Annotated in this window: 13 protein-coding genes; 8 read left to right on the top strand and 5 right to left on the bottom strand. The window is 70.9% G+C overall.

The window, feature by feature from the left end; translation table 11 throughout:
* Positions 1–152 precede the first annotated feature (152 nt).
* A complete protein-coding gene (locus tag FDO69_RS29885) occupies positions 153–776 on the top strand; it encodes a VOC family protein (protein WP_104783996.1) in 624 nt (207 codons plus the stop codon).
* 57 nt (positions 777–833) lie between these two features.
* Here FDO69_RS29885 and glnA read toward each other — a convergent pair whose 3' ends face one another.
* Positions 834–2,195: a type I glutamate--ammonia ligase gene (gene glnA / locus FDO69_RS29880; RefSeq protein WP_033312643.1), complete on the bottom strand. Its 1,362-nt coding sequence runs from the start codon at positions 2,193–2,195 to the stop codon at positions 834–836.
* Between the two features lie 295 nt (positions 2,196–2,490).
* Here glnA and FDO69_RS29875 point away from each other — a divergent pair, with 295 nt between their 5' ends.
* Positions 2,491–3,678: a globin domain-containing protein gene (locus FDO69_RS29875; protein WP_104783993.1), complete on the top strand. Its 1,188-nt coding sequence runs from the start codon at positions 2,491–2,493 to the stop codon at positions 3,676–3,678.
* Here the strand turns inward: FDO69_RS29875 and FDO69_RS29870 are convergent.
* On the bottom strand, positions 3,675–4,172 hold the full coding sequence (locus FDO69_RS29870; RefSeq protein WP_234388175.1) for an RrF2 family transcriptional regulator: 498 nt from the start codon (positions 4,170–4,172) through the stop codon (positions 3,675–3,677). The two genes, FDO69_RS29875 and FDO69_RS29870, sit on opposite strands and share 4 nt — an antisense overlap.
* A 215-nt stretch (positions 4,173–4,387) precedes the next feature.
* Between FDO69_RS29870 and FDO69_RS29865 the strand changes: the two genes are divergently transcribed.
* The 6 genes from FDO69_RS29865 (at position 4,388) to FDO69_RS29840 (ending at position 10,834) form a co-directional block, all read left to right on the top strand.
* On the top strand, positions 4,388–5,056 hold the full coding sequence (locus tag FDO69_RS29865) for a DUF3105 domain-containing protein (protein ID WP_104783990.1): 669 nt from the start codon (positions 4,388–4,390) through the stop codon (positions 5,054–5,056).
* Positions 5,053–5,673, top strand: coding sequence for a DUF305 domain-containing protein (locus FDO69_RS29860; RefSeq protein WP_170320962.1), 621 nt, complete (start codon positions 5,053–5,055; stop codon positions 5,671–5,673). The genes FDO69_RS29865 and FDO69_RS29860 overlap by 4 nt, the downstream gene beginning before the upstream one ends.
* A gap of 168 nt (positions 5,674–5,841) precedes the next feature.
* Positions 5,842–7,779 (top strand): S53 family peptidase, encoded by a 1,938-nt coding sequence (locus FDO69_RS29855; RefSeq protein WP_104783988.1) that lies wholly within the window; start codon positions 5,842–5,844, stop codon positions 7,777–7,779.
* A 99-nt stretch (positions 7,780–7,878) separates the two neighbouring features.
* Positions 7,879–9,633 (top strand): NAD+ synthase, encoded by a 1,755-nt coding sequence (locus tag FDO69_RS29850; RefSeq protein WP_104783985.1) that lies wholly within the window; start codon positions 7,879–7,881, stop codon positions 9,631–9,633.
* Positions 9,634–9,763: 130 nt separating this feature from the next.
* Positions 9,764–10,159, top strand: coding sequence for a VOC family protein (locus FDO69_RS29845; protein WP_104783982.1), 396 nt, complete (start codon positions 9,764–9,766; stop codon positions 10,157–10,159).
* Between the two features lie 99 nt (positions 10,160–10,258).
* Positions 10,259–10,834, top strand: coding sequence for an O-methyltransferase (locus tag FDO69_RS29840; protein ID WP_104783979.1), 576 nt, complete (start codon positions 10,259–10,261; stop codon positions 10,832–10,834).
* A gap of 103 nt (positions 10,835–10,937) precedes the next feature.
* Here FDO69_RS29840 and FDO69_RS29835 read toward each other — a convergent pair whose 3' ends face one another.
* From FDO69_RS29835 to FDO69_RS29825, 3 genes are all read right to left on the bottom strand, one after another.
* Positions 10,938–12,155, bottom strand: a complete 1,218-nt coding sequence (locus FDO69_RS29835; protein WP_104783977.1) for an MFS transporter — start codon at positions 12,153–12,155, stop codon at positions 10,938–10,940.
* A 136-nt stretch (positions 12,156–12,291) separates the two neighbouring features.
* The gene (locus tag FDO69_RS29830) at positions 12,292–13,344 is read right to left on the bottom strand and encodes an endonuclease/exonuclease/phosphatase family protein (protein WP_104783974.1); all 1,053 of its coding nucleotides are present in this window, start codon (positions 13,342–13,344) and stop codon (positions 12,292–12,294) included.
* 178 nt (positions 13,345–13,522) lie between these two features.
* Entirely contained in the window at positions 13,523–14,173 is a 651-nt protein-coding gene (locus FDO69_RS29825; RefSeq protein WP_104783971.1) for a TetR/AcrR family transcriptional regulator, read from the bottom strand.
* Positions 14,174–14,175 lie beyond the last annotated feature (2 nt).

Below are 14,175 nucleotides of genomic sequence, written 5' to 3'. Positions count from 1 at the left end.
CCCGCGGCGGAGGCAATCCCGAGGTGGAATCCGGCCCGGCGGAGGCAAGCCCGCGGCGGAAGCAGGGCTGAACCGGAGGCAGGCCCGAGGGCTGGAGAACCCGGTCAGGAATCGAGAAGCGCGTCTGGCAGGGCGCGCTTAGCGTCGTTGTCATGACTTCCATCGCATCCGTCACCCTCGAGGTGGCCGACTCCGCCGCCGCCGACCGCTTCTACTCCGCCGCCTTCGGTCTGGGCGACCGGCTGCGCCTGCGGGCGTCGGAGGCACCGACCTCCGGCTTCCGCGGGTTCACGCTGTCACTCGTGGTCCCCCAGCCGGCCGATGTGGACGCGTTCTTCGACGCGGCCGTGCGGGCCGGGGCGACGCCCCTGAAGCCCGCGGCCAAGTCGCTGTGGGGCTACGGGGGCGTCGTCCAGGCCCCGGACGGGACGATCTGGCAGCTCGCGTCGTCGTCGAAGAAGAACACCGGCCCGGCGACCGGGCAGGTCGACGACTTCGTGCTGCTGCTCGGCGTGGAGGACGTGAAGGCCAGCAAGCAGTTCTACGTCGATCACGGCCTGGCCGTGGGCAAGAGCTTCGGCTCCAAGTACGTCGAGTTCGCCGCCGACGGCCCCGTGAAGCTGGCCCTGTACAAGCGCCGCGGCCTCGCCAAGGTCGCCGGCGTCTCCCCCGACGGCACCGGCTCCCATCGCCTCACGATCACCGGCGACGCCGGGCCGTTCACCGACCCGGACGGTTTCGCGTGGACGACGGCTTCGGAGAACGCGTCGGTGTGAGCGGTGCCGGGGGAGGCCGCCCGGCCCGGGCCGGCAAACCTGGCAGACCTGGCAGACCTACAGCGCCGGCAGGTTCTTCCGCAGCTCGAACGCCGTGACTTCCGAGCGGTACTCCTCCCACTCTTGCCGCTTGTTGCGCAGGAAGAAGTCGAAGACGTGCTCGCCGAGGGTCTCGGCGACGAGATCGCTGCGTTCCATCAGGGTCAGGGCCTCGCCCAGGTTCTGCGGCAGCGGCTCGATGCCCATCGCGCGGCGCTCCGCGTCGGAGAGGGCCCAGACGTCGTCCTCGGCGCCCGGCGGGAGCTCGTAGCCCTCCTCGATGCCCTTGAGACCGGCGGCCAGCAGCAGCGCGTAGGCGAGGTAGGGGTTGGCGCCGGAGTCGAGGGAGCGGACCTCGACCCGCGCCGAGCCCGTCTTGCCGGGCTTGTACATGGGGACGCGGACCAGCGCCGAGCGGTTGTTGTGGCCCCAGCAGATGTACGAGGGGGCCTCGCCGCCCGCGCCCGCGGTGCGCTCCGCGCCGCCCCAGATGCGCTTGTAGGAATTCACCCACTGGTTGGTGACCGCGGAGATCTCCGCGGCGTGCCGCAGCAGGCCCGCGATGAAGGAGCGGCCCACCTTGGAGAGCTGGTACTCCGAGCCGGACTCGTAGAAGGCGTTGCGGTCGCCCTCGAAGAGGGAGAGGTGGGTGTGCATGCCGCTGCCCGGGTGCTCGGAGAACGGCTTCGGCATGAACGTGGCGTGCACGCCCTGCTCCAGGGCCACCTGCTTCATGACGAGGCGGAACGTCATGACGTTGTCGGCGGTGGACAGCGCGTCGGCGTAGCGGAGGTCGATCTCCTGCTGGCCCGGCGCGCCCTCGTGGTGGGAGAACTCCACCGAGATGCCCATCGACTCCAGCATCGTGATGGCCTGGCGGCGGAAGTCCATGCCGACGTTGGTCGGGGTGTGGTCGAAGTAGCCGGAGTTGTCGGCCGGAGTGGGGCGGGAGCCGTCCAGCGGCCGGTCCTTCAGCAGGAAGAACTCGATCTCCGGGTGGGTGTAGAAGGTGAAGCCCAGGTCGGAGGTGCGGGCGAGGGCGCGCTTGAGCACGTAGCGCGGGTCGGCGAAGGACGGGGAGCCGTCCGGCATGAGGATGTCGCAGAACATGCGGGCCGTGCCCGGGGCCTCCGCGCGCCACGGCAGGATCTGGAAGGTCGACGGGTCCGGCTTGGCGATCATGTCGGACTCGTAGACCCGGGCGAAGCCCTCGATCGCGGAGCCGTCGAAGCCGATGCCCTCGTCGAAGGCCTGCTCCAGCTCGGCCGGGGCCACGGCGACGGACTTGAGGAAGCCCAGCACGTCCGTGAACCACAGGCGTACGAACCGGATGTCGCGCTCCTCCAACGTCCGGAGCACGAACTCCTGCTGCTTGTCCATCTTCCGCTTCCCCATCCTTGCTGGTCAGGCCGCCTTCTCTTCCGTACCACGGGAGGCGGTCGGGCACCTGAGCATCCCACCACACCACCATTTCGTACGCGTTGCGGACCATGATCGCCCGGCTGATCCGGGGTCGAACGCCTCACGTACGGCAGGTGAACTGCTCTTCCGCCCATAGTGCCTGCTCGCACCGCCATCCGTAACGGCCGGTTCCTCTCGTCGCCCCAACCACTTAATTTGCATCTCAGATGCAACTTTAAATAGCGTGCGCGCAGCCGAGTCCTGAGGAGGCCTGATGCTGTCCGAGCAGTCCGCCGCCACCGTCCGTGCCACGCTCCCCGCCGTCGGGGCCGCCCTCGGCACGATCACCGAGCGCTTCTACGCCGGGCTGTTCGCGGCCCACCCGGAGCTGCTGCGGGATCTGTTCAACCGGGGCAACCAGGCCTCCGGCACCCAGCGGCAGGCACTGGCCGGTTCTGTGGCCGCGTTCGCCACGCACCTGCTGGAGCACCCGGAGCAGCGTCCCGACGCGATGCTGCGGCGCATCGCCCACAAGCACGCCTCGCTCGGTGTCACGCCGGAGCAGTACGGCATCGTCCACGAGCACCTGTTCGCCGCCATCGCAGAGGTCCTCGGCGACGCCGTCACGCCCGAGATCGCCGCCGCCTGGGACGAGGTCTACTGGCTCATGGCCAACGCCCTGATCGCCGTGGAGCAGCGGCTGCGCGAGGAGCGCGGCGGGCACACCTGGCGGTCCTGGGAGGTCGTCGAACGGGTCGCCGAGACCGACGACGTCGCCACGTTCCGGCTGCGGCCGGCCGACGGGGGCGCGGTGCGGGACTTCCTCGCGGGCCAGTACGTCTCCGTCCGCGTCGCCCTCGCGGACGGCGCCCGGCAGATACGGCAGTACAGCCTCTCCGGAGCACCCGGCCCCGGCCTGCGGCAGATCAGCGTGAAGCGCGTGCGCGAGTCCGGCGCCCCCGACGGCGAGGTCTCGAACCACCTGCACGCGCGCGTGCGGGTGGGTGACGTGCTGGAGCTGTCCGAGCCGTACGGCGACCTGGTCCTGTCCGGCGGCCCCGGCACGCCGCTGCTGCTGGCCTCGGCGGGCATCGGCGTGACCCCTATGGCGGCGATGCTGGCGCACCTCGCCGACTCGGGGCACCGCGCCCCGGTCACCGTCGTGCACGCCGACCGCTCCCCCGCCACCCACGCCCTGCGCACCGACCACCTGGCCTACGCCGCCAAGCTGCCCGACGTGGCCGTCCACCTCTGGTATGAGCAGGACGCCCCCTCAGGCACGCACGCCGGGCTGGTCGACCTCACCGATGTCGCGCTCGCCCCGGGCACGCGCGCGTACCTGTGCGGTCCGCTCCCGTTCATGCGGGCGGTGCGGACCCAGCTGCTCGCCAAAGGCATCGCCCCCGCGGACGTCCACTACGAGGTGTTCGGCCCGGACCTGTGGCTGGCGGGCCAGGTCTAGCCGTCTCGGAGGTCGGCGGCCTGGCCGTCTGGGAGGTCGGCGGCCTGGCCGTCTGGGAGGTCGGCGCCCCGCGAGATCCCCAGCAGCAGCGCCCCGGTCGGCTCCGCGACGATGTCCGCCACCGTCACCGGGTCCAGTGAGGTGAAGAACGCCTCCTGGGCCCGGCGCAGGGCGCCGCGCAGGCGGCAGGCGGCGTTGAGGGGGCAGGGCGTGGGGCCCTCGCAGTCGACCACGTCACCGCTGCCCTCGAAGGCGCGCACCACGGCACCCACCGAGGCCGTACGGCCCTGCTCGGTGAGGGTGAGACCGCCACCCCGGCCGCGGCGGGCCTCCAGCAGGCCCATGTGCTGGAGCTCGGCGACGACCTTCGCCAGGTGGGTGTACGGCACGTCCATGCCGTCCGCGACATCCCGCGTCGTCGGACTCGACCCGCCCGCCACGGCGAGCCGCATCAGCACCCGCAGGGCGAGGTCGGTGGAGCGCAGCAGCCGCATGCGGGCAGCGTAGGTAATGGGAATCTCAGGTTCAAATTATCGGTGATCCGCGAGCGGATCCCCGGGCCGGAGCCCGGCCGGGACCGGTGAAGCTGTCGGGCGGCTGTCGGTGCCGTATCGATTCGGCCCATTCCCGCGGCCGCTCTACGAGGCGCCCCGTCTCCCCCACTACGATCACTCCACCCGACCGTCACTTTTCCCACGAAGGACACCTCATGGGCTCCGCCAACAAGAGCAGCACGGACCGCAAGGCGCGAATAGAGGAGATGCGGCGCGCCGAGCAGGCCCGTGAGCGCCGCAACCGGGTCCTCACCGTCGCGGCCAGTGTGGTGGTCGTGGCCGGGCTCGTGGTCGGCGGCGTCGTGCTGGTGCGGTCCCAGGACGACAAGGGCGGTGACACCGCGGCGACGAGCGACTCCTCGGGCAAGGGCAAGTTCGTGACGGGCAAGGACGGCGTGAGGACGTGGGAGGGCAAGCTGTCCCGCAACCACGTCACCAAGGTCGTGAAGTACGCCTCCGAACCGCCGGTCGGCGGCGATCACAATCCGGTCTGGATGAACTGCAACGGCGACGTCTACACCGAGCCGCTGAAGAACACCAACGCCGTGCACTCGCTGGAGCACGGCGCGGTCTGGGTGACGTACAACGCCGACGCGAAGAAGGCCGACGTCGACGCGCTCGCGGCGAAGGTGAAGAAGACGCCGTACACGCTGATGAGCCCGATGGACGACCAGAAGGACCCGATCATGCTGTCGGCGTGGGGCCACCAGCGCACGGTGACGAGCGCGAAGGACCCGAACGTGGACGCGTTCTTCGAGAAGTTCGTCCAAGGCGAGCAGACCCCCGAGCCGGGGGCCGCCTGCACGAACGGGCTGTCCAAGTGAGGCATGTCGGCCTGGTCGCCGGGGCCGCGGCGGCGGCGCTCGTCGCCGCCGGTGCGATCACCTACGCCGTCGCCGGGGACGACGGCGGCAGCAGGACGCCGTCCGCCGAGTCCGCGGACGCCGGGTTCGCGCGGGACATGGCGGTGCACCACCAGCAGGCCGTGGAGATGTCGTACATCGTGCGCGACCGCACGAAGGACGAGGAGGTCCGGCGTCTGGCGTACGACATCGCACAGACGCAGGCCAACCAGCGCGGCATGCTGCTCGGCTGGCTGGATCTGTGGGGTCTGCCCAAGGTGTCCTCCGAACCGCCGATGACCTGGATGGACATGGGCGGCATGGCCTCCGGCAAGGACGGCGCGCTGATGCCGGGCATGGCGACCAACTCCGAGATGAAGAAGCTCGGCGAGCTCAGCGGGAAGCAGGCTGAAGTTTTCTACCTGCAGCTGATGACGGACCATCACAAGGGCGGCGTCCACATGGCCGAGGGGTGTGTGGACAGGTGCGCGGTCGGCGTGGAGAAGCGGCTCGCCCAGGGCATGGTGGACGCGCAGCAGTCGGAGATCTCTCTGATGGCGGACATGCTCAAGGAGCGCAGCGCGGCGCCCCGGTCATAGGAACACCGGACACGTAAGCCTCAAATCGCCCCGCCCGGCTCCCTCTTGGGCTCTTTTTGGCCTGCGTAGGGCGGTTCTTGGGTTGTGCCATTCCCTGGCATGAACGGTTCATCGCGAGAGTGGCGATCGTCGAGTGATCCACTCGCGACGAACCGCACAGGGGGTTCCATGAGATCCAACCGCGCCAAGGTGCGCGCCGTGAGCATGGCAGCGACACTGCCGATGCTCGCCGGTGCGCTGGCGCTCGGCATACCCGCGGCACACGCCGCCGACCACCCGGTCCGCGACCTGCTGTCCGGGACCCGGCCCGCTTGGGCCACGGCCAAGGCGGACAAGGGCGCCGCTTCCGACGGTGCCCGGGTTTCGGCCCGGGTCTACCTCGCCGGCAAGGACGCGGCGGGCCTCGCGGCCTACGCAAAGGCCGTCTCCGACCCGGACTCGGCCTCGTACGGCAAGTACCTGACGGCCAAGCAGGCGCAGGCCCGCTTCGGTGCGACCCCGGCCCAGGTGGCGGCCGTGAAGTCCTGGCTGACGGCGGCCGGTCTGAAGGTCACCGGCGTCACGCGGCACTACGTGTCCGTCACCGGTGACGTGGCCGCCGCCGAGAAGGCGTTCGGCACCCAGCTGCACAACTTCGCCAAGGGCTCGAAGACCTACCGCGCCCCGGCGAGCACCGCCTCCGTGCCGCAGGGCCTGGCCGACGCCGTCCTGACCGTGACCGGGCTGGACAACGCGCCGCACATGGCCACGCACGACGACCAGCTTCCCCCGCCGGACACCGTGTTCCGCAATGCCGGGCCGTTCTCCTCGTACTACGGCTCGAAGACCGCGAGCACGCTCCCGGACGCCTACGGCAAGAAGATCCCGTACGCCGTCAAGGGCTACACGGGCAAGCAGCTGCGGGCCGCCTACGGCGCGGGCACGCGCACCGGCAAGGGCGTCCGGGTCGCCATCACGGACGCGTACGCCTCCCCGACGATCGCCTACGACGCCGGCACCTACGCCAAGCGCAACGGCGACGCGGCGTGGAAGACGGGCCAGCTGCACCAGTCGCTGCCCGCGACGTACACGAACACCGAGGACTGCGGGGCGTCCGGCTGGTACGGCGAGGAGACCCTGGACGTCGAGGCCGTGCACGCGGTCGCTCCGGCAGCGGACGTCACCTACGTCGGCGCCGCCTCCTGCACGGACGGCGACCTGCTCGACGCGCTCGGCAAGGTCGTCGACAAGCACTTGGCCGACATCGTGTCCAACTCCTGGGGCGAGGTCGAGGCCGCGCAGACCCCCGACATCGCGGCCGCCTACGACCAGGTCTTCCAGCTGGGCGCGGTCGAGGGCATCGGCTTCTACTTCTCCTCCGGCGACGACGGCGACGAGGTCGCCAGCTCCGGGACGAAGCAGGTCGACTCCCCGGCCAACTCGGCATGGGTGACCGCCGTCGGCGGCACCTCGCTGGCCGTCGGCAAGAACGACACGTACCTCTGGGAGACCGGCTGGGGCACCGACAAGGCGAACCTGTCGGCCGACGGCAAGAGCTGGACCGACTTCCCGGGCGCCTTCACCTCGGGCGCGGGCGGCGGCACCAGCAGGACCGTCTCCGAGCCCACCTACCAGCAGGGAGTCGTTCCGGACGCGCTGGCGAAGGCCAACAGCGCATCCGGCAACCGGGTCGTCCCGGACATCGCGGCGATCGCCGACCCGAACACCGGCTTCCTGGTGGGGCAGACACAGACGCTCCCCGACGGGAAGACGCAGGCCTACAGCGAGTACCGCATCGGCGGCACCTCGCTCGCGGCGCCGACGATCGCGGCCGTCCAGGCCCTGGCCCAGGAGGCCCGCGGCAAGGCGATCGGCTTCGCCAACCCGGTGATCTACGCGAAGTACGGCTCGAAGGTCTACCACGACGTCACCGACAACCCGACCGGCTCCGGCCTCGCCGTGGCCCGGGTCGACTTCGTGAACGGCTACGACGCCACCGGCGGCCTGTCCACGTCCGTGCGCAGCCTCGGCAAGGACAGCTCGCTCGCAGCCGTGAAGGGCTACGACGACGTCACCGGCGTGGGCTCTCCCGCGAACGGCTACGTCGAGTCGTACCGGCGCCGCTGACCTCCGCCGGCCGCCGCTGACCTCCGCAAGGGGACATGGGGTGGTGTGGGGTGACCCACACCACCCCATTGTGTCGCTCTGACGATTACACTGGACGGCGTGCCTCAACTACGTCTCGCCCTGAACCAGATCGACGCCGGCGTGGGCGACCTCGCCGGTAACACCGAGTCGATCGTCCGCTGGACCCGGCACTCCGCCGAACAGGGAGCGCATCTGGTCGCGTTCCCGGAGATGGTGCTGACCGGGTATCCCGTCGAGGACCTGGCGCTCAGGTCGTCCTTCGTCGAGGCCTCCCGGGCGGCGCTGCGCGCTCTCGCCGCGCGCCTGGCCGAGGAGGGCTTCGGAGAGCTGCCGGTGATCGTCGGCTACCTCGACCGCAGCGCGACCGCCCAGCCGAAGTACGGCCAGCCGGCCGGCGCGCCGCAGAACGCCGGGGCGGTGCTCCACCGCGGTGAGGTGGTCCTGAACTTCGCCAAGCACCACCTGCCGAACTACGGCGTCTTCGACGAGTTCCGCTACTTCGTGCCCGGCGACAGCATGCCGGTGCTGCGGGTGCACGGTGTCGACGTCGCCCTGGCCATCTGCGAGGACCTGTGGCAGGACGGCGGCCGCGTCCCCGCCGCCCGTTCGGCGCAGGCGGGCCTGCTGGTGTCCATCAACGCCTCGCCGTATGAGCGCAACAAGGACGACACGCGCCTGGAGCTGGTCCGCAAGCGGGCCCAGGAGGCCGGCTGCACCACGGCGTACCTGGCCATGATCGGCGGCCAGGACGAGCTGGTGTTCGACGGCGACTCGATCGTCGTCGACAAGGACGGCGAGGTCGTGGCGCGGGCCCCGCAGTTCTCCGAGGGCTGCGTGGTCCTGGACCTGGACCTGCCGGCGGCGTCCCCCGACGCCCCCACGGGCGTGGTCGACGACGGTCTGCGCATCGACCGCGTGGTGCTCTCGGAGGAGCCGCTGCCCGCGTACGAGCCCGAGCTCACGGGCGGTTACGCGGACCGGCTGGACGACGACGAGGAGGTCTACTCGGCGCTGGTCGTGGGCCTGCGGGCGTATGTCGCGAAGAACGGCTTCACCTCGGTCCTGATCGGCCTGTCCGGCGGCATCGACTCGGCGCTGGTCGCGGCGATCGCGTGCGACGCGGTGGGCGCGCAGAACGTGTACGGCGTGTCGATGCCGTCGAAGTACTCCTCGGACCACTCCAAGGACGACGCGGCCGAGCTGGCCCGTCGCACCGGCCTGAACTACCGGACCGTGGCCATCGAGCCGATGTTCGACGCGTATATGGGCGCGCTGGGCCTGACGGGCCTGGCGGAGGAGAACCTCCAGTCGCGCCTGCGCGGCACGCTGCTCATGGCGATCTCCAACCAGGAGGGCCACATCGTCCTGGCCCCCGGCAACAAGTCGGAACTGGCGGTCGGCTACTCGACGCTCTACGGCGACTCCGTCGGGGCGTACGGCCCGATCAAGGACGTGTACAAGACGTCGGTCTTCCGTCTGGCCGAGTGGCGCAACCGGGCCGCCCGGGAGCGCGGGCAGACCCCGCCGATCCCGGAGAGCTCGATCACCAAGCCCCCGAGCGCGGAACTGCGCCCGGGCCAGGTCGACACGGACTCGCTGCCCGACTACCCGGTGCTGGACGCGCTGCTGGAGCTGTACGTCGACCGGGACCGGGGCGCGGACGAGATCGTGGCGGCCGGGTTCGACCCGGAGCTGGTCGCGAAGACGCTGCGCATGGTCGACACGGCCGAGTACAAGCGGCGCCAGTACCCGCCGGGCACGAAGATCTCCCCGAAGGGCTTCGGCAAGGACCGGCGGCTGCCGATCACGAACGGGTGGCGGGAGTCGCTCTGACGGGCCAGGGTCGTCAGGGACGGCCACCGGCCCGGCATCTCGGGCCCGGCGGTCTCCCGCGCCTCACGGTGCGGGAGACCGCCGCGCTCGCCGGGACCCGACTTCCACGACCCGACCACGGGAGCCCGCCATGAGGATCCATCTGACCAGTGTCTTCGTCGACGACCAGGCCAAGGCCCTGCGCTTCTACACCGAGGTCCTCGGCTTCGTGAAGAAGTACGACGTCCCGGTGGGCGAGACGGACCGGTGGCTGACCGTCGTCTCCCCGGAGGAGCCGGGCGGTACGGAGCTGCTGCTGGAGCCGGCCGGCCACCCGGCCGTCAAGCCCTACCGCGACGCGCTCGCCGCCGACGGCATCCCGGTCGCCCAGTTCGCCGTCGACGACGTCCGCGCCGAGTACGAGCGCCTCAGCGGCCTCGGCGTCCGCTTCACCCAGGAGCCCCTGGACATGGGCCCCATCACCACGGCCGTCCTCGACGACACCTGCGGCAACCTGATCCAGATCGCGACCCAGCCGCAGGAGTAGTCCTCCGGCGCACCCGGGGGTCCGGCCCAACTCGATCGATCCGGCGACGTACTGACGGGTGGTCACGTAGCGTCGGCCTCACCGTGGAGGGGGTTGATCATGAGTGAGCGCGTTGTTCCGGCGCGTGTTCTGACCGCCGAGCGCATCGCCGTCGAGGCGGGGTTCACCAAGAGCTGCATCCGGGAGGTCGGCAGGCTGCTGAGGACGGCCGCGTCCGCCAAGCCCGCCGGGGTCGTCGCCGAGAGCGGCACGGGGTCGGGGGTGGGGACCGCCTGGTTGCACAGCGGTCTCGGGGACGGTGCGCGGCTCGTCACCGTGGAACGGGACGAGGGGCTGGCCCGGCGCGCGGCCGGGGTCTTCGCCGACGACGGTCGCGTCGGCGTGCTGACCGGGGGCTGGCGGCTGCTCGAGCGGCATGCACCGTTCGACGTGTTCTTCTGCGACGGCGGCGGCAAGCGGGACGACCCGCGCAGGGTCGTCGAGCTGCTCGCACCCGGTGGGATTCTCGTCCTGGACGACTTCACCCCGTCGGCCGAGTGGCCGCCCCGGTTCGAGGGCGAGGTGGACGGGCTGCGGCTGTTCTACCTGACCCATCCGGACCTGGACGCGGCCGAAGTCCTCACCACTGCGACCAGTTCGGCGATCGTCGCGGCGCGGCGGCAGGCGCCCCGGTAGTCGACGAGCGGCAGCCTGTGGGGCTTGTCCCAAGGTCGCCGCCCGACGAAAAAACGTCAGCCCGTGGGAGGTGGCTCCACGGGCTGGTGTGTGTCGGAAGCCGTCAGTGGTGGACCGGTTCCGCTTCCTGCGGGACGTGGCTCGCCACGATCCGCTCGCGGCCGGTGGCCGGAACCCGGCGCCGGTCCACCGCGTAGGCCAGCGACGCCACGGCCAGACCGAGAACGGCCAGGGCCACGCCGGCCAGGGCCGGGGAGGTGACGCCGAAGCCCGCGGCCAGGGCGAGGCCGCCGATCCAGGCACCGCCGGCGTTGGCCAGGTTGAAGGCGGCCTGGTTGGCCGAGGAGGCCAGGGACGGGGCCGAGGAGGCCTTCTCCATGACCATGAGCTGAAGCGGGGAGCCGGTGGCGAAGGCCGTCATGCCGAGCAGGATCACGGCGACGGCGGCCGTGACCTCCGTGCGCATCAGCAGCGGGAACAGCGACAGGACGACCACCAGCGAGGCGAGGCAGCCGAACAGCGTGCCGCGCAGGGAGTGGTCGGCCAGGCGGCCGCCCAGCAGGTTGCCGGCGGTCGCGCCGACGCCGAACAGCGCCAGCAGCAGGGTGACGCTGGCGTCGGCGTAGCCGGCGGCGTCCGTGAGCATCGGCGTGATGTAGCTGTAGGCCGAGAAGAGGGCACCGAAGCCCGCGACGGTCGTACCCAGCGACAGCCAGACCGGCAGGGAGCTCAGGGCGGCGAGCTCGCCGCGCAGGCCCTTGGCGGTGGTGTGCTCGTGGTCCTGCGGGATGAGGAGCGCGAGCGCGGCGATGGCCACCAGGCCGATGGCGCTGACGCCGAGGAAGGTCGCCCTCCAGCCGAGGTTCTGCCCCATGAGGGTGGCGACCGGCACGCCCAGGACGTTCGCGACCGTCAGGCCGAGGAACATCAGCGAGACCGAGCGCGCCTTGCGTTCGGGGCCGACCATGTTCATGGCGACGACGGCGCCCACGCCGAAGAAGGCGCCGTGCGGCAGACCGCTCAGGAAGCGGGCGGCCAGCAGCCAGCCGTTGTCCGGCGCGAGGGCCGACAGGGCGTTGCCCACGACGAACAGTCCCATCAGGCCGGTCAGAACCGTGCGCCGGGACATCTTGGCGGTCACCGCGGCCAGCAGCGGGGCGCCGATGACGACGCCCAGCGCGTACGCCGACACCAGATGGCCGGCGCTGGGTATCGAGATGTTCAGGTCGTTCGCGACGTCGGGCAGCAGCCCCATCATCACGAACTCGGTCGTACCGATGCCGAAGGCGCCCACGGCAAGGGCGAGTAGGGCCAGGGGCATGAGTGAGCCTTTCGAGACTTGCTTGGAGATCCGTACGCGTATGTTCAAGTACGGAACAAAGTCTCGCAGGCGCACTATTCCACGCGTTGACGCCTCCAGCGCGGATTTCTGGCCGTACTGCTCTGACCAGCGTTTTTCAGGAACCGCTTGTGGTGACACTCACACGGGCCGCGACCGGAAGATGGTCGCTGCCCGTCTGCGGGAGTGTCCACGAGCTGTCCGGCTTCAGACCCCGGACCATGATCTGGTCGATGCGCGCCATCGGGAACGACGCGGGCCAGCTGAAGCCGAAGCCGTTGCCGGCCGCGCCCTGCGTGGAACGCATCTGCGAGGTGACGGCGTTGAGCGCACGGTCGTTCATCGTGCCGTTCAGGTCGCCGAGCAGGACCACGTTGTTCAGCGGTTCGCGGGCGATGGCCTCGCCCAGGTAGTCGGCGCTCCGGTCGCGCTGCCGGGCCGTGAAACCGGCCTCCATCTTCACGCGCACGGACGGCAGATGGGCGACGTAGACCGCGACCTGCCCGGCCGGGGCGGTCACGGTGGCGCGCATCGCGCGGGTCCAGCCCATGTCGATATCGACGTCCCGCACACCGGTCAGCGGGTACCTGCTCCACACCCCGACCGTGCCCTGCACCGAGTGGTAGCGGTACGTGGGCGCAAGCGCCTTCTCGTACGTGGAGACCGCGGCCGGCGTGAGCTCCTCCAGGGCCAGCACGTCCGCGCCGGAGGCGGCCACGTCACGGGCGGTGCCGGCCGGGTCCGGGTTCTCGGCGTTGACGTTGTGGGTGACCACCGTGAGGTCGCCGCCGGTGACGTTCTTGTCGCTGAGCTGGCCGCCGAAGAGGTTCAGCCAGACCACGGACGGCAGCAGCACCGCGATCAGCGCGGTCGCCGACCTGCGGACCAGGGCGAGGACGAGCAGAACCGGGACGAGCAGGCCCAGCCAGGGCAGGAACGTCTCGGTGAGGCTGCCCAGGTTGCCGATCGTGTTCGGGATGCGCGAGTGCAGCACCATGACCAGGGCCAGCAGCACCGCGCCCGCGGCGAGGAACAGTCCGCGCCGCCAGATCCGCGGGTCGCCGCGCCAGGAGCCCGCCAGCCGGTCGAACAGGCGCCGAAGCCGGGCTCCCCGGTGCTCGGGCCCCGAGCCGCCGTTGTCCGTCTCCGTCATGTACGCCTGCTGCGCCATACCGTCGCCTCACTGCCTGCCGTGCACACCATCGCCCCCGTGTCCTTACGACCCTAGGGGATGATCCGTTCCGTTCTCGCCGTCCCTCGACGGCCGTACGGGGGCGATGACGTTCGAGTCCCCGCGACGAGTTCCGATCAGACCCGCCGAAAGCGCCCTCTGTGACGAAACGCGCACACTAGGAGCCCTGGGACGCCGAACTGACAGAGGGTGAGCTGCCGGGCCGCAGCCCTTCGAGCAGGGTGTCGACGACCTGCTCGGCGAGGTCGTCGGGGAGGTCGGCGTCGGTGCGCAGCACGGCGCGCACCAGCATCGGGCCGACGAACAGGTCGTTCAGCAGTTCCAGGTCGAGGTCCGTGCGCAGTTCGCCGTTCTCCTGGCCGCGGCTGAGGACCTCCAGGCCGAGCCGGCGGCGCGGGGCGACGACGGTGGCGTGGTACGCCGCCCACAGTTTCGGGCTGCTCTTCATCTGGGCCTGGACGCTGTGCAGGATCGCCGAGGAGCGGTTGGCCAGGCCGCGCCGGCGCACCTGCTCCAGCAGGACCACGAGGTCGTCGCGCATGGAGGTGCCCGGGAGCGGCGGGTCCGGGGGCTCGGCGGCGCGCACGACGTCGACGAAGAGTTCCTCCTTGCCGCTCCAGCGGCGGTAGATGGTGGCCTTTCCGACGCCCGCAGTGCGGGCGATGCGCTCGATGGACAGCTCCGCGAGGGGGACGCCCTCCTCCAGGAGCTTCATCACGCCCTCGATGATGGCGCGCTCGACGGCCTCGCTTCTGGGACGTCCCCTCGCGGGACCGTCGTGCGGGGGGTGCCGTTCGGCGAGGCTCACGT

The sequence above is a fragment of the Streptomyces tibetensis genome, assembly GCF_007655005.1.
Lineage (GTDB): Bacteria > Actinomycetota > Actinomycetes > Streptomycetales > Streptomycetaceae > Streptomyces > Streptomyces tibetensis.
Note: the sequence above shows the minus strand (reverse complement) of the source record. Positions and strands in the feature narration are given on the sequence as shown.

What these genes read in the sequence shown, in the direction of transcription:
- FDO69_RS29835 (WP_104783977.1), bottom strand. Translation starts at nt 12,155, where the DNA reads ATGCCCCTGGCCCTACTCGCCCTTGCCGTGGGCGCCTTCGGCATCGGT.
- FDO69_RS29840 (WP_104783979.1), top strand. Translation starts at nt 10,259, where the DNA reads ATGAGTGAGCGCGTTGTTCCGGCGCGTGTTCTGACCGCCGAGCGCATC.
- glnA (WP_033312643.1), bottom strand. Translation starts at nt 2,195, where the DNA reads ATGGACAAGCAGCAGGAGTTCGTGCTCCGGACGTTGGAGGAGCGCGAC.
- FDO69_RS29865 (WP_104783990.1), top strand. Translation starts at nt 4,388, where the DNA reads ATGGGCTCCGCCAACAAGAGCAGCACGGACCGCAAGGCGCGAATAGAG.
- FDO69_RS29875 (WP_104783993.1), top strand. Translation starts at nt 2,491, where the DNA reads ATGCTGTCCGAGCAGTCCGCCGCCACCGTCCGTGCCACGCTCCCCGCC.
- FDO69_RS29855 (WP_104783988.1), top strand. Translation starts at nt 5,842, where the DNA reads ATGAGATCCAACCGCGCCAAGGTGCGCGCCGTGAGCATGGCAGCGACA.
- FDO69_RS29870 (WP_234388175.1), bottom strand. Translation starts at nt 4,172, where the DNA reads ATGCGGCTGCTGCGCTCCACCGACCTCGCCCTGCGGGTGCTGATGCGG.
- FDO69_RS29885 (WP_104783996.1), top strand. Translation starts at nt 153, where the DNA reads ATGACTTCCATCGCATCCGTCACCCTCGAGGTGGCCGACTCCGCCGCC.
- FDO69_RS29830 (WP_104783974.1), bottom strand. Translation starts at nt 13,344, where the DNA reads ATGGCGCAGCAGGCGTACATGACGGAGACGGACAACGGCGGCTCGGGG.
- FDO69_RS29845 (WP_104783982.1), top strand. Translation starts at nt 9,764, where the DNA reads ATGAGGATCCATCTGACCAGTGTCTTCGTCGACGACCAGGCCAAGGCC.